This is a genomic window from Kinneretia sp. DJ1R-11, assembly GCF_025717595.1.
Lineage (GTDB): Bacteria > Pseudomonadota > Gammaproteobacteria > Burkholderiales > Burkholderiaceae_C > Paucibacter_A.
The window spans coordinates 106,988-123,307 of sequence record NZ_JAJIRR010000005.1 but is presented as its reverse complement, the minus strand read 5'-3'; the positions used below and the strand labels follow the sequence as shown (position 1 = coordinate 123,307).

The 16,320-nt window shown below is 67.4% G+C and carries 13 protein-coding genes and 1 other RNA gene; all 14 read left to right on the top strand.

The features are described from left to right. Window positions 1–124 precede the first annotated feature (124 nt). The 14 genes from LNV23_RS10870 to LNV23_RS10805 all read left to right on the top strand — a co-directional run bounded on the left by LNV23_RS10870 (window position 125) and on the right by LNV23_RS10805 (window position 16,316). Complete coding sequence (locus tag LNV23_RS10870; RefSeq protein ID WP_263563001.1) at window positions 125–694, top strand: contractile injection system cap protein; 570 nt, start codon at window positions 125–127, stop codon at window positions 692–694. Beyond that, window positions 691–1,518, top strand: coding sequence for a hypothetical protein (locus LNV23_RS10865; protein ID WP_263563000.1), 828 nt, complete (start codon window positions 691–693; stop codon window positions 1,516–1,518). The genes LNV23_RS10870 and LNV23_RS10865 overlap by 4 nt, the downstream gene beginning before the upstream one ends. A 22-nt stretch (window positions 1,519–1,540) precedes the next feature. Continuing rightward, complete coding sequence (locus LNV23_RS10860) at window positions 1,541–3,898, top strand: phage tail sheath family protein (RefSeq protein WP_263562999.1); 2,358 nt, start codon at window positions 1,541–1,543, stop codon at window positions 3,896–3,898. Window positions 3,899–3,960: 62 nt separating this feature from the next. Further along, window positions 3,961–4,037: non-coding RNA, sX9 sRNA (locus LNV23_RS10855), on the top strand. 55 nt (window positions 4,038–4,092) lie between these two features. Further along, window positions 4,093–4,551 (top strand): phage tail protein, encoded by a 459-nt coding sequence (locus LNV23_RS10850; protein ID WP_263520804.1) that lies wholly within the window; start codon window positions 4,093–4,095, stop codon window positions 4,549–4,551. Between the two features lie 5 nt (window positions 4,552–4,556). Beyond that, complete coding sequence (locus LNV23_RS10845; RefSeq protein WP_263562998.1) at window positions 4,557–5,045, top strand: phage tail protein; 489 nt, start codon at window positions 4,557–4,559, stop codon at window positions 5,043–5,045. Next, window positions 5,042–5,275 (top strand): DUF5908 family protein, encoded by a 234-nt coding sequence (locus LNV23_RS10840; protein WP_263562997.1) that lies wholly within the window; start codon window positions 5,042–5,044, stop codon window positions 5,273–5,275. Before LNV23_RS10845 ends, LNV23_RS10840 begins: the two co-directional genes overlap by 4 nt. 20 nt (window positions 5,276–5,295) lie before the next feature. After that, window positions 5,296–6,012 carry a CIS tube protein gene (locus LNV23_RS10835; RefSeq protein ID WP_263562996.1) on the top strand — a complete coding sequence of 239 codons (717 nt, stop codon included), beginning with the start codon at window positions 5,296–5,298 and terminating at the stop codon, window positions 6,010–6,012. Between the two features lie 10 nt (window positions 6,013–6,022). Next, window positions 6,023–7,804, top strand: coding sequence for a type VI secretion system tip protein VgrG (vgrG, locus tag LNV23_RS10830; protein WP_263562995.1), 1,782 nt, complete (start codon window positions 6,023–6,025; stop codon window positions 7,802–7,804). A gap of 24 nt (window positions 7,805–7,828) precedes the next feature. After that, a complete protein-coding gene (locus LNV23_RS10825) occupies window positions 7,829–8,128 on the top strand; it encodes a PAAR domain-containing contractile injection system baseplate protein (RefSeq protein WP_263520795.1) in 300 nt (99 codons plus the stop codon). Window positions 8,129–8,130: 2 nt separating this feature from the next. Next, complete coding sequence (locus LNV23_RS10820) at window positions 8,131–8,538, top strand: gp25 family contractile injection system sheath assembly initiator (RefSeq protein ID WP_263520793.1); 408 nt, start codon at window positions 8,131–8,133, stop codon at window positions 8,536–8,538. Window positions 8,539–8,554: 16 nt separating this feature from the next. Further along, complete coding sequence (locus LNV23_RS10815) at window positions 8,555–12,676, top strand: baseplate J/gp47 family protein (protein WP_263562994.1); 4,122 nt, start codon at window positions 8,555–8,557, stop codon at window positions 12,674–12,676. After that, window positions 12,673–13,563, top strand: coding sequence for a contractile injection system tail -fiber like adhesin (locus LNV23_RS10810; RefSeq protein ID WP_263562993.1), 891 nt, complete (start codon window positions 12,673–12,675; stop codon window positions 13,561–13,563). Before LNV23_RS10815 ends, LNV23_RS10810 begins: the two co-directional genes overlap by 4 nt. After that, window positions 13,560–16,316, top strand: coding sequence for a contractile injection system baseplate wedge protein (locus LNV23_RS10805; RefSeq protein WP_263562992.1), 2,757 nt, complete (start codon window positions 13,560–13,562; stop codon window positions 16,314–16,316). The genes LNV23_RS10810 and LNV23_RS10805 overlap by 4 nt, the downstream gene beginning before the upstream one ends. Window positions 16,317–16,320: the final 4 nt, after the last annotated feature.

The following is a 16,320-nucleotide window of genomic DNA, read 5'->3' as shown; positions in this document are numbered from 1 at the left end:
AGGGTTTGCCCGATCGGCAAAAGTCTGATGGCAAATCAGCTGCGCTCCGATGGTGGCGCCGAGGCCGCGGCACTACCCTTCTTCCAACCGGTGCCATGGGGGCGCCGCCTGGCCTGGACGCACCATGATCGATGCCGCACTGACACAGATTGCCGGTCAGCTGAACCAGCATCTGCGCCAGCGTTTCCAGGTCAGCGAGGACCTGGCGGTGCTGTCGAATCTGCATGAGCAGAACGGCAGCGCGGTGCCCATCGTCGCCAACAAGCTGGTGATCTTTCTGGCCGGCGTGGAACGCGACACCATGGCCCATCGCGCCACGCCCACGCGCGGCATGAGCAGCGAGCTGCGCCAGCAGGAGCCGGTGTTCCTGAATCTGCTGATGATGTGCGCGGCCAATTTCAGCGGCGCCAACTACCCCGAGGCGCTGAAGTTCCTGTCCGGCGCCATCGGCTACTTTCAGGCCACGCCGGTCATCGATCACCACAATGCGCCCAACCTCGATGCAAGGCTGGAGCGGCTGATTCTCAATATCGAGAACCTCAGCAGCTCGGAGATGCACAGCCTCTGGGGCATTCACAGCGGCCGCTACCTGCCCTCGGTGCTGTACCGGGTGCGCATGGTCAGCGTGGACGGCGAGCAGATCGTCGGCCGCGACACGCCGATCCGCGTCAGCGATGTACGGGGTTTGTCATGAGCCTCAGCTTGAGCAGCGACGCCGCCACCGATCATGGCCGCCAGCGCCTGCGCGAGCCGCGTGCGGCGGAGCAGTTCCAGCTGCTGCTGAGCGTCGGCTTGCAGCATGACTACGGCGCCAGCGCCTTGAGGGGTCTGAGCCTGACGCCCAGCCAGGCCACCCGCGATCTGTGCCGCCAACATGGCCTGCTCTTGCGCAGCGACGCCGGCGGCCTCAGCCTGATCGGCGCTCAAAGCGCCCTGCCCCAGCTCTGGCAGGCGCAGCGCGACGAGGGCTGCGACTACCTGCTCTCTTGGCGCCTGGACGGCGGCGCGCCGCTGTTCGCTTTGGCCAGCGACGAACACGCAGCACGCCACCTGCTCCTGCCGCTGACACCCCATTCTGCCCTGGACCAGGACTGCGAGACCTGGTGCGCCGGCCTGGGTCGTCGCGAACTGCTGCGCATCGCCAGCCGCCGCTGCCCATGGAAATACCTGCTGCTGGGCGACTGGGCCGAGCTCTGTGCCAGCGGCCAGATCGATGACCTGATGCTGAGCATGAGTCCGGCCCTGTCGTCCCTCTCAGAAGGCAGCGAAGCCCTGCGCTTCCAGCGCGACGCCGCCCAGGAAACCCTGCCTGACGGACGCCTCGCCTGGGTGTTCCGCAGCCCCGAGGCCTTGCCGCTGGCCGAGCGCAGCAGCCGCCGGGTCGCCTTGAGCGACGCCGGCAGCACCCCCGCGCGTGTCCTGATGGACGCGCTTCCCCATGGTGCCCCAGGCAGCCTTCGACGCGAAGTTCGCGCCGGCAGCACGCAATGGGTGACCGAAATCTTCCTCACCCGATGACGACTCAACCAGGAGAATCGAGATGGCTGTAATGAAGACGCCGGGCGTCTATATCGTCGAGAAAAACGCCTTTCCCAACTCCGTGGTCGAGGTGGCCACGGCGGTGCCGGCCTTTGTCGGCCACACCGAGTTTGCCGACAACCACAACACGCCCTTGTCGCTGCGGCCCTGGCCGATCAGCTCCATGGCCGAGTACCACCAGTACTTCGGTGGCCCGCCAAAGCCTCGCTTTGAGCTGAGCGAGGAAAGCGACCCGCTGAATGCGCAGTTCCAGGCCTTGAGCGAGCCCGACACGCCCACCAGCAAAAAGGGCTACAAACTGGCCCAGGTCAAGGGTGTCAAGGGCGGGGACTTCGGCCTCTACAGCGCCCTGCGGCACTTCTTCCAGAACGGTGGCGGGCGCTGCTATGTGGTGTCCATCGGCAGCTACAAGCAGGAACTCGACCCGGAGCTGTTTCAAAAAGGCATCGATGCCTTGAAGAAGGAGCAGGAGCCCACCATGGTGCTGGCCCCTGAGGCCGTGCGCTTCGAGGACGCCAACACCTGCAAGGACATTCAGCAAGCCATGCTGAACCACTGCGGCTACGAGATGAAGAACCGCGTGGCCATTCTTGACGTCTACAACGGTGACAAACCGCGCGAGTACCCGCCCGGCGATCCGGTCGCGAAATTCCGCGACAGCCTGGGCATCAACTTCCTCGACTTCGCCAGCGCCTACTACCCCTGGCTCAACACCTCGGTGGTGAGCGAGAAAGAGATCGACTACCAGAACATCGACAGCGACAGCCTGGATCTGCTCAGCACCCTGCTGCGTGCCGAACTCAATCTGCCCGCGGCGCGCCCGGACGACAGCAAGCCCAAGCAGCAATCCTTGTGGGACGAAGTGGCCAAGCTGAAGACCGACTTCACACCCGTCGTCATCGACGAGGCTCGCAAGCAGCGTGACGAGGCGGCGGCCAAGGTGGCAGCCGCTGCGGCGGCCAAGGCCAAAGCGACAGCCGAGGCCGCAGCCAAAGCCCGAACCGAGGCGCGCGCCAAGGTCGAGGCCGATGCCAAGGCCGCGAACAAGACCGCCGAGGAGATCGCTGCGGCCTTGGCCACTTTTGACAAGGCCAACCCCGCACCCCAGGCTGCACCAGCGCCAGCGCCCGCCGACGCTGCTGCCGCCAAGGCAGAGAAGGAGCGCAGCGAGGCACGCGCCAAGGTGGAGGCCGATGCCAAGGCCGCAAACAAGACCGCCGAGGAGACTGCTGCGGCATTGGCTGCCTTTGACAAGGACCACCCCGCACCCCCGGCCGCGCCAGCCCCGGCACCCGCACCCGCCGACGCTGCTGCCGCCAAGGCAGAGAAAGAGCGCAGCGAGGCACGCGCCAAGGTGGAGGCCGATGCCAAGGCCGCAAACAAGACCGCCGAGGAGACTGCTGCGGCATTGGCTGCCTTTGACAAGGACCACCCCGCACCCCAGGCCGCGCCAGCCCCGGCACCCGCACCCGCCGACGCTGCTGCCGCCAAGGCAGAGAAAGAGCGCAGCGAGGCACGCGCCAAGGTGGAGGCCGAAGCCAAGGCGGCCGGCAAGAGCGACGAGGAAGTCAGCGAAGCGTTGAAAGCCTTTGACGAGGCCAACCCCGCGCCTGCGCCCAAGCCAGCCGGCGATGCCGATGCCAAGAAAGCCGTCGACAACCCGCTCGGCAGCGAGGCCCTGGAAGCCGGCGTGAAGGCGCGGCGCGATCTGCTGAACAAGACCTTGCTCAGCGTCAGCAATGTCTACAAGGCGGTGCTGACCGAGGTGCGCCGCCAGCTCAATGTGCTGCCGCCCAGCAGTGCCATGGCTGGCATCTACACCATGGTGGACAACACCCGAGGCGTCTGGAAGGCACCGGCCAATGTCAGCCTCAATGGCGTCATCTCACCGACCGTGAGCATCTCGCACGAGCAGCAGGAAGACCTGAACGTCAGTGCCCAGGGCAAGTCCATCAATGCCATCCGCAGCTTCATCGGCGAAGGCGTGCTGGTCTGGGGCGCGCGCACGCTGGACGGCAACAGCCTCGATTGGCGCTACATCAATGTCCGGCGCACCATGATCATGCTGGAGGAAAGCTGCCGCCTGGCCGCCAAGGCCATGGTCTTCGAGCCCAACACCGCCAACACCTGGGTCACCATCAAGAGCATGGTGGCCAACTTCTTGACCAGTGTCTGGAAGCGCGGCGGCCTGATGGGTGCGGTGCCCGAAGACGCGTTCAGCGTTCATGTGGGGCTGGGTGAAACCATGACGCCCAACGACGTGCTCGAAGGCATCTTGCGCGTCACCGTGCTGGTCGCCATGGTGCGCCCGGCCGAGTTCATCGAGATCACCTTCCAGCAGCAAATGCCCAAGTCCTGAGAGGCAGTGTCCTTTCTACTGCGCGACCGCCATGCGTCGTTGGCCGGATGCTCGGAATCCTCACGTACAGCTCGTACGTTCCGGTTCCTGCGCTCCGTCCGCCTCGCCTGGCAGCCGCTCGCTACGGAAGTACCCAGCCTCATGGCCTCTTAGCGGAACTACACGAACAGCAATTGAGTTAACGGAGAAACACCATGGCTGACGACGGCTCCAAGCAATCCACCAATGTCTGGCCACTGCCCAAATTCCACTTCCAGGTGAAGTGGGATTCGGCGGTGATGTCCTTCGAAGAGGTCTCCGGCCTCGATGTCGAAGCCCAACCGATCGAGTACCGACACGGCGACAGCCCGGTGTTCTCGGCGATCAAGATGCCGGGCTTGAAAAAGTACGGCAATGTCACGATGAAGAAAGGCGTCTTCAAGTCGGACAACAAGTTCTGGGACTGGTTCAACCAGATCAAGATGAACACCATCAAGCGCGTGCCGGTGACCATCAGCCTGCTTGACGAAGAAGGCAAGCCCACCATGGTGTGGACGCTGACGAACGCCTGGCCGACCAAGGTCACCGGCACCGATCTGAAGTCCGAGGGCAATGAAGTGGCGGTCGAGACCATCGAGATCGCCCACGAAGGCCTGACCATCGCCAACGGCTGAGGCCCATGAGCGCCCTTACATCGACCCTGAACCAGGCGCTCGAAATGCTGCAGGCGCCGCCTGTGGCCTTTCATTTCTCGGTCAATGTGGGCGCCCTGCCCCTGCCCTTCGACAGTTCCTTCCAAGAGGTGTCGGGGCTGACGCAAAGCATGGAGACCGAGGAGCTGCGCGAAGGCGGTGAGAACCGCTTCAGCCACCAGCTGCCTCTGGGCACCAAGCAAGGTCGCTTGAGCCTCAAGCGCGGCGTGGCGACGGTCACTTCACCGTTGATGCTGTGGTGCAAGGAAACACTGGAAGGCGGCTTGACGCGCCCCATCCTGACCATGCCGGTGCTGGTGCGGCTGAAAGGTGCCGATGGCCTGCCCCTGCGGGCCTGGCTGCTCGACAACGCCTACCCGGTCAGCTGGGAGATCGAAGCGTTCTCCTCCACCAAGAACGAGTTGGCCATCGAGCAGATCGAGCTGGCCTACACCACGAGCATGCGACTGCTATGACGCTGGAAGTCCGACAACTGCTGCTCAAGTCCACCGTCAGCGACGATGCGTCGGACGACGAGGCCAGCCCTTCCACCCGCTCCAGCGCTGCGGCCAAGTCCGCGGCCGGCGGCTGCGGTGCTGGTGGTGCGGGCGAGGACTGCGAGGACCGCGAGCAGTTGAAGGAAGAGATCCTGGCGGAATGCCGGGTCTGGCTGCTGGCGCAGCTGCAAGCGCTGCGCGAGCGCTGAAACCGAGGCGCAGACCCACCATGTCCGTGCTCTCCTCCGCGCTGTCCCTGTCCGGCACCAAGCAGGCCCTGTCCATCACGCGCTGCGAGATCGATGACAAGACCGGCATCGTCACGGTCGACTCGGGCAGCCAGTACAAGCTGGTGATCAACCCCTCAGAATTCAGCCACGAGCGCACGATTTGCTACAACACCAAGCGCAGCCTCGGCCAGTCCAGCAATCCGGTCAAATTCAGCGCCATCAACCCCGACAAGATCAGCTTCTCGGTGGTCTTCGACGGCACCGGTGTGGTGCCTCTGCCCCTGGGCTCCAGCGCCCCGCGCGAGGTGGCCGACCAGCTCGATGCCCTGGGCAAGATCATCTACACCTACAACGGCGGCAAGCACGAGCCCAACCATGTGCAGCTGCTTTGGGGCACCCTGATCTTCTACGGGCGGCTACAGAGCATCTCGACCGCCTACAACTTGTTCAAGCCCAGCGGCGCGCCGCTGCGGGCCAAATCCGAGTTGGTCTTGCTGGGCTTTGTCTCGCAGCAGCTGGGGCGCTTGGCGGCCAATCGCTCCAGCCCCGACCTGAGCCATTCGGTCGAGGTGCGGGAGGGCGACACCCTGCCCCTGCTGTGCCAGCGCATCTATGGCGACAGCCGCTACTACACCGAGGTGGCCCGCTTCAATGGTCTGCGCGAGTTCCGCCGACTGAAGCCCGGCCTGCGCCTGCACTTTCCGCCGCTGGGCTGATGGGGGCGCCATGAGTGACAGCGATTCCAACGACGGCGTGCTGCGCCTGATCGTCAGCTGCGACGGCCAGGAACAGGAAGACCTGGCCATCATCAGCTGCAGCATCCGCCATGCGCTCAATGCCGTGCCCTGGGCCCGCCTCGTGATCGCCGATGGCGACATGCCCCAGAACAAAAGCCCGCTCAGCGACGGGGCCCTGTTCAAGCCCGGCGCCCAGATCGAGATCCGCGCCGGCTATGCCAATGATGATGCGCTGGTGTTCAGCGGCATCGTCGTGCGCCATGGCTACAAGATCACCGGCAACAACTACAGCCGGCTGCTGGTCGAATGCCGCGACAAGGCATGCAAAATGACCTTGGGACGCAAGAGCGCGAACTATGTCGATCAGACCGACAGCGCCATCATCTCCAGCTTGATCAGTGCAGCCGGTCTGACGGCCACGGTCGACAGCACCGCCATCACCCACAAAGAGCTGGTGCAGTACTACTGCAGCGACTGGGACTTCATGCTGGCGCGTGCCGAGCTGCTGGGCCTGGTGGTGAACGCCGCGGCCGGCAGCGTCAGCGTCAAAGCGCCTGAAGTGAGCGGATCACCGGTGCTGACCCTGACCTGGGGTGACAACCTGTTCGAGCTGCACGCTGACATCGACGCCCGCAGCCAGTGGACGGCCGTCCAGGCCCAAGGCTGGGACCCTGCACAACAAGCCCTGGTTCAAGGGGCATCGGCCACACCGCCTACGCTGAACAGCCAAGGCGATCTGGACAGTGCCAGCTTGGCCGCCGTGGCCTCGCCCGAGACCTTGCTGCTGCAAAGCCCCGCCAGCAGCGACAGCGCCCTGCTCGACAGCTGGGCCAAGGCCGTGCAGCTCAAAGCCGGCCTGGCGCGTGTGCGCGGCCGCATGAGTTTTCAAGGCACGGCCGTCGCTCTGCCTGGAACGCTGATCACCTTGGCCGGCGTGGGCACGCGCTTCAACGGAGATGTCTACGTCAGCGCCGTGCAGCACGAGATGGTCGACGGCAACTGGGTCAGCGAGGCCGAGTTCGGGCTCGATCCGAGCTGGCATGTCGAGCGCCCCGATGTCGTGGCCCCCTTGGCCAGCGGCCAGCTGCCCGGTGTCAGCGGCCTGCAGATCGGCGTGGTCATGAAGCTCGACGCCGACCCCGCCGGCGAAAGCCGCATCCAGATCAAGCTGCCCAGCCTGAGCAATGCCACCGAAGGCATCTGGGCCAGGCTGCTGCAGTTCCACGCGTCCAACAGCTTTGGCGCCTTCTTCTTGCCCGAGGTGGGCGACGAGGTCCTGGTCGGTTATCTGAACGGCGACCCCAGCAGCCCGGTCATTCTGGGCAGCCTCTACAGCAGCAAGCAAGTCAGCCCCTATGTGCTGGAGGCGGCCAACAACACCAAGGCCATCGTCACCCGCTGCAAGCACAAGATCGAGTTCAACGAAGAAGACAAGATCATCACCGTCACCACGCCGGCCAACAACAAGCTGGTACTGGACGACAAGGACAAGAGCATCCTGATCCAGGACCAGAACGGCAACAGCATCAAGCTCAGTGAGAGTGGCATCGCCCTGGACAGCCCCAAGGACATCAAGCTGACCGCCAAAGGCGGCATCACTTTGGACGCCGTCAATGCGATTTCCATCACGTCCAAAGCCGACGTCAAGGCTGCCGGTCTGAACATCGCCTGCGAGGCCAAGGTCGGTTTCAGCGGCAAAGGCAGCGCCACGGCGGAACTCAGCGCCTCCGGCCAGACGACGGTCAAGGGCGCGATGGTGATGATCAACTGAAGCCCGAAAAGAGCGCCCGACACCATGCCACCCGCCGCCCGCCTCACCGACATGCACACCTGCCCCATGGTCACACCGGGCTTGCCGCCGATTCCTCATGTCGGCGGCCCGGTCATCGGCCCCGGCGTGCCGACGGTGCTGATCGGCAAACTGCCGGCTGCCGTGGTTGGCGACAACGCGGTCTGTGTCGGGCCACCGGATGCCATCGTCAAAGGCTCGGCCACCGTGCTGATCGGCGGCAAGCCGGCGGCCCGCATCGGCGACACGACCGCACATGGCGGCGCCATCGTCCTCGGCTGTTTCACCGTCATCATCGGAGGCTAGCCATGAGTTTTCTCGGTCGAGGCTGGAGCTTCCCGCCGCGCTTTGATGGCAGCAAGCGCCTGGTCATGGTGGAGAACGAGATCGACATCGAGGAGAGCTTGCGCCTGCTGCTGGCGACCCGCTGCGGCGAACGCGTGATGCAAGCCGCGTATGGCACCACCCTGCACCGCCTGGTCTTCGAAGGCGCCAGCGAGCAATTGCTGACGGAGCTCAAGGACATGCTCAAGAAGGCCGTCCTGTTCTTCGAACCGCGCGTCGAGGTGCTGCAGATCGAGGCCCATATCTCCAGCGAGGACTGGGGCTGCTTGCAAGTGCTGCTGGACTACCGCATCCGCAGCACCAACACCCGCCACAACCTGGTCTACCCGCTCTATCTCGATCAAGCCAGCAACCCGGTCAGCGCAGGCTGAGCAGCAAGGCCCCAACATGCACCCCGGAACCCAACAGAACGAACGCCTGGCGCCGCCGCTCGACCCGGCGCTGTCGCCGCCGTTCCTGCGCCCCGACGAGCTGGACCTGGCGACCCGGCTGCGCCTGACCCTGGAGCTGGCGCGCCAGCTGCGCTTTGTCGACGACATGGCCCTGCACCAAGGTCATTGGGGCGAGGTGCTGGATCAGGATCTCAGCCTGCTCCTGGCCGAACTGGCCAGCTCGCCCGGGATTGCTGAAGAAGCCCGGGTGATGGGCGTCTGGCCGCGTCTGTCGGAGCGGCAGCAATGGCACTACTGCCGCCGCCTGGCCGAGCAGCTGGAGCGTTGGTGCGCGCGCATGGAGCTGCACGCCAAGGCCCAGGCCACCGAGCCCGGCGCCAGCCCGGCCGCAGACCGCTTGTTGCAGCTCTTGCAATCCCAGCTCGACGGCGATCTGGGCCGCCTGCAGGTCCAGCTGCAACCCCATTTCGGCGTCGGCGGCGAGGCCCCGCTGCCGCTCTTGGGCGCGCGGATGGGCCCCAGCACCAAGGCCTCCAGCACCTCGGCCTCCGGCCCCACCTTGAGCACCAGCGCCCTGGCCCGCGCCCTGCGCCAGTTCTGGTTGGGCCTGTGCCGGACGCGCCGCCAGCTGGCCCTGCTGGCCGCCGAGCTGCTGCCGGCCAGCTTGCAGCAAGGTGACCATGACCCTGCCATGGGAGCACTGCTGGCCTTCATCCAGCTGCTGCAGCTCAGCCGCTCGCCGCTGGACCGCTTCACCGACCGCCTGACCCAGTTCTACTACCGCGACAGCCTGGGCTTCCAGCCGGCCGTGGCCCGCGCCGATCGCGTCCATGTGCTGCTCGAGCGGGACCCGCGCCACGCCCGGCCCGTGCTGCTGCCGCAAGGCTGCCTGCTGATTGGCGGCAAGAACGAGCGAGGCCAGGCCCTGCACTACCGCGCCGAACAGGAGCTGCTGCTGAGCACGCTGAAGGTCGAGCAGCTGCTGTCGCTGCGCCTGCACAGCGACGCCCGCATCTCACCCGAGCACCAATTCGCCTTCGCCACCGAGGCCCATGCATTGCAGCTGTCCGCCCCCACGCCCGAGCAGGCCGCACTGCCGCGCGCACGCGCCTGGCCCCTGCTGGGCGGCGGTCCTTGCATCGGTTTCGGCGAGGCACGCCAGGGCTTGGCCCTGGCCTCGCCGCTGCTGCAACTGCGCGAAGGTGAGCGCGAGATCACGCTGGAGCTGCAGCTGAGCCATCCCCTGGGGCAGGACAGCCTCTTGCAGCAGGCCGTCGGCGAAGAGATCGCCGCGAACGCGACACTGGAGATTCATCAGGCGCACTGGCAGCGCATCTTTGAACGCCTGGCCCTGTTCGAAGGCCTGCCCCTGCCCAGCGCCCCCAGCCAGGCCGAGCAAACCGACTTGCACGCACAGCGCCTGCGCGAGCTCGGCCGCCGAACCGCACGCCATGGCCGGCGCCAGGCCGCCTTGAACGCAAGCCGCGAGAAGCCCAAGACCGTCACCGGCGCCTGGCTCAGCTTCCTGCTGGCCCTGTGCCTGGAAAGCCACAAGCCCGATACCTTGCGGCCCCGCATTGGCCGCCTGTTCGTCGTCTGGCTCAGTGTGGGCCAGGAGGATCTGAGTGCGCTGGACCTGCGGGCCCTGCGCCGCCATGCCCAGCGCGTGCTGGGCGACAACGCCGGCCCCACGGTGCAGGTCGACAACCCCTTGTCCCTGATCTACGGCAGCCAGCCCATGGAGCGTTCGCTGATCTTCGACCGCGTGTTTCGCGGTCTGTGGTTGGCGCAACTGAGCAGCCAACAAGGCTGGCTGGCTGTCTCCGAGGTCTATGCCCAACGCGTCGACCTGCGCAGCGAGCGGCCCAAGGACGCAGGCGGCCGGCTGCAGCTGCGCATCTCGCTCGGCGCGGGCGCGCCGCCGGTGCAGGCCTGCACGCCGGCCCTGCACGGCGCCGGCTGGCCGGCCCTGCCGGTGCTGCAGCTGCGCATGTCGGGCCAGACGCGGGTGTTCGGCTGCAGCCTGCTGCAACAGCTGGCCCTGGAGTCCGCCCGGCTGCAGGTGCGTGTCAGCGGCGTGCGCGAAATGACGCTCTACAACCAGCTCGGTCGGCTGGACGCCAGCAAGCCTTTTCTGCCCTTCGGCCCCCTGCCCGACCGCTCTTCCTACCTGATGTTCTCCAACGCCGAACTGAGTGCCAAGCCCATCAGCGAGCTGAGCCTGCAGCTGCAATGGGCCGGCCTGCCCAGCCAGGGCATGGCCGCACATTACGCGGCCTATGCGGACGCCGCCGGCAGCGGCAGCGCCATGGCGCGCGGCGAGCGCGCGCAGCGCCGCTGGGATGAGGCCAGCTATGTGGTGCGGCCGGCCTTGTTGTCCGGCGGCCACTGGCAGGAGGGCGGCGAACTGCTGCGCTTGTTCGCCGAGCGCGGCCCTGAGCAAACCCTGAACCTGGACGGCAAGGAGCTGCAGAGGCTGCACCAGCCGCTCAGCGTGCCCGGGGCCGCGGCCGACTACACCCTGAGCAGCCGCCAGGGCTTCTTCCGCCTGCAGCTGCAAGGCGCCGAAAGCGCCTTCGGCCACACCCTCTATCCGCGCCTGCTCAGCGAACGCCTGACCCAGAACAGCCGCATCAAGCGGGCCGAGGACCAGCTCCCCCTGCCCCAGGAACCCTACACACCGCGCCTGGAAAAAATCAGCCTCAGCTATGCCGCCGAGGAGCACATCGCCGCACGCCAGGACCGCGGCACCTTGCCGGGTCAGAGCCATGCCAGCCAGCTGCTGCAGCTCTGCCCCTTCGGCCTGCAAGCGCTGCAGCGCGGTGGCGCCGATCAGCGCTACCACCTGCTCGCGCATTGGCCCTGCGGCGCCCAGCTCTATATCGGCCTGAGTGGCACGGCGAGCGCGGGCAGCCTGAGCCTGCTGTTCCAGCTGCAGGCGGAAAGCGCCGCCGAATCACTGGGGCGCCCGCGGCCTCAGCTGAGCTGGGCAGCCTGGTGCGGCCAGCAATGGCGCGAACTGGAACCCTACCGCCTGCTGCTGGACGAGACTCAAGGCCTGCTGCGAACCGGCATCATGGTGCTGGACCTGCCCGAGGGCATGAGCGCCGACTGCCCGGAGCTGTCGGCGGCACCGGGCGGCCCTCTGCTGTGGCTGCGCCTCACAGCCAGCGGCGAGCTGGGCCGGCTCGCCCCCATGCAAGGCCTGTGGGCCCAGGCCATCAGCGCCCGCCGGGTGACCAGCCATGCGGCCGGCATGGCCGTGGAGCTGCCCGCCCAAAGCATCCACGCGACCCAGCCGGCCATTGCCGGCCTGGCCAGCGTGCGCCAGCCCCTGCCCTCCTTCGACCTGCGCGAGGCCGAGGACGAAGCCCAGCTGCGCACCCGCGTGGCCGAGCGCCTGCGCCACCGCGACCGCGCGCTGACGCCCTGGGACATCGAGCGCCTGGTGCTGCAGGAGTTTCCCCAGGTGCAGAAACTGAAATGCCTGCCCTTGGGCGCCCAGGGGCAAGGTCGGCAGCAAGTGCTGGTGGTGGTCGTGCCGGCGCTGCCGCCAGGGCGCGAGATCGACGGCACCGAAGCGCCGCGCCTGGATGCCGCCATCCTGGATGAAATCACCGCCTTCCTGCGCCAGCGCGCCGTGCCGGACCTGCCCCTGCTGGTGCGCAATGCCGTCTACGACCGCATCCAGGTGCGCTGCCGCCTCAAGCTCAAGGCCGGCGTGGCGGCCGGCGAGCGCCTGCGCCAGCTGCATCAGGCCTTGCGCGACTACCTCTCGCCCTGGCGCCCCGGTGGCATCACCACGCGCTTTGACTGGCAGGTGCGCGCCGACGAGATCGAAGCCCATCTGCGCGCCCAGGCCGGGGTCGACAGCGTCGGCGAGGTCTCGCTGCTGCACATCATTCGCAACGACCGCGGCCGCTACCGCCTGGCGGACAGCGCGCGCGGCTCGAACCCGAATCTGATCCGGCCCTCCAAGCCCTGGAGCTTGGCCCTGCCGACACGCAAGCACCTGCTTGAACTCAGCGATAGCGTGCCACGCACGGCGCCACGAACCACCGGCTTGGCGCGGTTGGCGCTCGGCAGCAGCTTCATCATTGGCGGGGCACAGGCATGAAGCAGCTGGAAAACCGCAAGACCCTGAAGAAGCTGTTCAGTGACGGCGCCCTGCCGACCGAGCATGACTTCGCAGCGCTGATCGATTCCATGCTCAATATGAGCGACGAGGGCTTCCGCAAGACGCCGGCCAATGGCGAGGAGATTTATGCACCGGTCGGCCACCATGCCCTGCTGAGCTTCTATCGCGATCAGTTCCCGGAGACTGCGCTCTGGCGCGTCGCCCTGAGCCCCGCCACCGACCGCCTGCAATTCAGCAGCGGCGACCAAGCAAAGCCCTTGCTCGGGCTGACGGCGCCCGAGTCGCCCAAGCCCGGCCTGCGCCAGCCCAAGGACGGCGAGGTGGATCTGGACAACCGCCGGGGTCGGGTCGGCATTGCCTGTGGGGACCCGCGCGACACGCTCGAGGTGGCCGGTGTCATCGCCAGCACCGGGCGGCGCGGTCGCCACGCCACCGCCACACGCATCGCCGCCGATGGCCAATGGCATGAGGTGATCGGCGGCCTGCAAGGCTGCCAGGGCTTTGAAGTCGTCGCCGGAGCGGGCGGCTCGCAGGGCAAGGGCCACTTCGGCCTGCTGCACGCGATCGCGCTGAGCGCCTTCAACCCCAGCTTCGGCCTGCTGGCCTGGTGGCGCCGCCGCCGCGGCATCCGCCAGACGCAAGCCTGGTGGGGCCGGCGCTGCGACCGTCTAGAGCTGCGTTGGCATGGCGGCAGCGGCCGCGGTGGCAGCTACAGCCTGCAGATCCGCACCGGCTGCGACTTCGGCCCGGACCAGGTCATCCAGGTGCAGCTGACCCAACTCTGGTTCGATCAAGAGATGGCCCAGTGCAAGCAGCCCAAAGACAGCAGCGACGCTGAGGCGGACACAGCACAGGACAAGCCATGAGCATGCCGCCGCCACTGCTGCAAGCCCTGGCCCCGCCGGCCCAGGGCGTGTTGCCGCAAGAGCGGGCCCTGGAGGCACCGCAGCGCCTGCCGCGCCTGCCCAGCAGCCGTGAGCAGCGCGACCCTTTGGGCTTTGATGCCCTGCGCGAGGCGGTGATTCAACTGGCCCAGGGCGCCAGCCGCTCGCAGTGGACCGACTTCAATCTGCATGACCCCGGCGTGACCCTGCTCGAGGCCTTCTGCTTCGGACTCAGCGAAGACATCTACGCCAGCCGGCAAAGCGTGCCCGAACTGCTCGGTCTGCTGCCGGACCTGGACCCGGGCATCGACAAGGAGCCGGGCCGCCCCGCCGACCTGTCGGCCATCAGCCCGAACGCGTTGGCCCGCCACGCGCTCTACGGCCCGCGCGAGGCCCTGCCATGCCGGCCGACCAGCGCCAGCGACTACCAGCGCTGGCTCTACGACCTCTGGCCCGAAGCCCGCCATCTGCGCATGACGCCGCTGCGCGACCGGCACGGACGCCGCAGCGGGCTCTGGCATCTCTCGCGCCAGGCCCAAGTGGCCGACCAGGACGATCGCGAGCAAGCCCTGGCGCAGACCCGCAGCTACTGGGCCCAGCGCAATCTGGGCGAGGACCTGCTGGACGCACAGCAATTGCTCAAACCACGTTGGGTCCGGCTGCGCTGCCGCGTGCGCAGCGACGGCCGGCGCGATCTGGCCGAGCTGCTGGCCGAGCTGCTGGCCCGCTGCGACGACTACATCGCCGCCCGGCCGCTGCGCCACGCGCTCGATGAGCTGCCCGACGCCGAGCACAGCGGCCCACTGATGAGCCAGGGCTGGGTCAACAGCGTGGAACTCGAACGCTGTCAGGCCGAGGAGCTGAAGTTCAATGACCTGACCCTCTACCTGCGCGAGATTCCCGGCCTGGCCGACATCGATGAGTTGCGCCTGGAAGAAAGCGCCGAGCTGCGCGAGCACAGCGAGCTCAACAGGCAGGACTTCGGCCTGGAGGACGGAGCCCCGCCGCCGGCGCTGCTGCAGGACCCCGACAGCCTGCCCATGCGCGGCCCAGGCTGGGCGCTGCGCCTGGCCTGGCCGGCCTCGGCCCAGGATTTGGAAGGCTGGAACGTCAGCGGTCAGGGCAGCAACGATCAGCTGCCTTTGCAGCAGCTGTGGCAACAGCTGGAGGACGTGCGCCGCACGCCGCGCCGCCAAGCCCTGCCAGGCCTCCCGGCCGCGCCGACGCGGGCCGCGCGTGAGCCCAGTGAAGCCGAAGCCGCCGCCTATGTGCCCGCCAGCAGCCACCTGCCCGAGGTCTACCGCCAGCCGGGTCGACAGGGCGCCAGCCTGGAGCTGCAGGCCGGCGGCCGCGGCCAGCAGCAGCAATGGCAGGCCTATCTGAGCCTGATGGAGCAGTGGCTGGCCCACAGCCGGGCCCAGCGCCAGCATCTCGGCGAGCTGTTCGACATCGGTCACGCCAAGGGGCCCAGCTACTGGTGGGACTTGCCCGGCAATGCCCAGCTGTCCGCGCTCGAAGCCGTGGCCCTCGACCCGCACGCCACCGCCGCGCGGCCGCAATCGCCGGCAGCTCAGGAGGGCCTGTACCTGCAGCCACGCGAGCAGATCGAACGCGATGTGTTCGCTGCGGCCGACGAGGCCGTCGAACGGCGCTCCCGCGTGCTCGATCAATTGCTCGCCCTGCACGGGGAGCAGCTGGACTTCCAGGCTCTGCAAAGCCTGCCCTGCTACTGGTCGGGGCCCAGTTGGCAAGGCCACCTGCTGCGCTGCAAGCAGCGCTATGCCCGCCAGCTGCTGGCCCGCACCCGCGACCGCCACGCGGCCTTCGACTACAGCAAAGCCCTGCTCGGTAAGCGCAAGAATCGCTGCGCCTTGGCGGAGCGACTGGCCCTGCAGCTGGGCATGGCCCACCCGTTCCCGCGTCGCCTGACACAGACGCTGCGCGTGCTCGAACTGCAGCTGCTGCCCGAAGACCGGCGGCCCGAGGGCGAGGTGCCCGCTCTGGCGGCTGACGGTGAATACCAGGCGCTGCATCTGCTGCCGGGCAGCCGGCCACCGCGCCGGGGTGCCGAGCTGCGCGAGTTGTGGCAAATGCTGCGCAGCCGTCTGCCCGGCTTGCGCCAGGCCCTGCCGCCGGCCCTGCTACGCAGCGCCGTTCAAGCCGATCGCTTCATCTTGCGACGCCAGCCGTCTCAGCTCTGCCTCTGCCTGGGTGGCGAGCGCCGTGATCAGCGCTGGACCTTGGCCCGGGTCGCCTCGGAGGCGCAGGCGCTGCAGCTGGCCACCGATCTCCATCTGCTGGCCTGCGCGCTGCAGCGCCACGCCGAAGGCCTGCATCTGGTCGAACACCTGCTGCTGCGGCCCGCGGGCCAAGCAGCTGCCACCTTGGCCGCCTTTCACCGTCAGAAGATCAGCCTGATCCTGCCCGGCTGGACGGCTCGCGGCGCCGACCCGCGCTTTCAATCGCTCTGTCAGGAGGCCTTGTTGATGGCGGCCCCGGCCCATTTGGAAAGCCGCAGCCTGTTTCTTGACGCCCAAGAGATGGAGCGCTTCGAGCAGCTCTACGAGGACTGGCTGGACGCGCGCCGCGCGCATTGCAGTGCCCAGCTGAAGCCGCAGACGGGCAAGAGCCATGAACTCGCCAAGGTGAACAAGGGCGAAGACACCGGCTCCCAGCTCAGCGCCTGTGCCGCGGCCCTGAGCGTCTTTTTGCAGCCCTTCTGGGTCAGCCACTGAAGCG

Excerpts from the sequence above, each read along its gene's own strand:
- LNV23_RS10860 (WP_263562999.1), top strand. The coding sequence starts at position 1,541 with ATGGCTGTAATGAAGACGCCGGGCGTCTATATCGTCGAGAAAAACGCC.
- LNV23_RS10805 (WP_263562992.1), top strand. The coding sequence starts at position 13,560 with ATGAGCATGCCGCCGCCACTGCTGCAAGCCCTGGCCCCGCCGGCCCAG.
- LNV23_RS10840 (WP_263562997.1), top strand. The coding sequence starts at position 5,042 with ATGACGCTGGAAGTCCGACAACTGCTGCTCAAGTCCACCGTCAGCGAC.
- LNV23_RS10835 (WP_263562996.1), top strand. The coding sequence starts at position 5,296 with ATGTCCGTGCTCTCCTCCGCGCTGTCCCTGTCCGGCACCAAGCAGGCC.
- LNV23_RS10810 (WP_263562993.1), top strand. The coding sequence starts at position 12,673 with ATGAAGCAGCTGGAAAACCGCAAGACCCTGAAGAAGCTGTTCAGTGAC.
- vgrG (WP_263562995.1), top strand. The coding sequence starts at position 6,023 with ATGAGTGACAGCGATTCCAACGACGGCGTGCTGCGCCTGATCGTCAGC.
- LNV23_RS10815 (WP_263562994.1), top strand. The coding sequence starts at position 8,555 with ATGCACCCCGGAACCCAACAGAACGAACGCCTGGCGCCGCCGCTCGAC.
- LNV23_RS10845 (WP_263562998.1), top strand. The coding sequence starts at position 4,557 with ATGAGCGCCCTTACATCGACCCTGAACCAGGCGCTCGAAATGCTGCAG.
- LNV23_RS10820 (WP_263520793.1), top strand. The coding sequence starts at position 8,131 with ATGAGTTTTCTCGGTCGAGGCTGGAGCTTCCCGCCGCGCTTTGATGGC.
- LNV23_RS10850 (WP_263520804.1), top strand. The coding sequence starts at position 4,093 with ATGGCTGACGACGGCTCCAAGCAATCCACCAATGTCTGGCCACTGCCC.
- LNV23_RS10870 (WP_263563001.1), top strand. The coding sequence starts at position 125 with ATGATCGATGCCGCACTGACACAGATTGCCGGTCAGCTGAACCAGCAT.
- LNV23_RS10865 (WP_263563000.1), top strand. The coding sequence starts at position 691 with ATGAGCCTCAGCTTGAGCAGCGACGCCGCCACCGATCATGGCCGCCAG.
- LNV23_RS10825 (WP_263520795.1), top strand. The coding sequence starts at position 7,829 with ATGCCACCCGCCGCCCGCCTCACCGACATGCACACCTGCCCCATGGTC.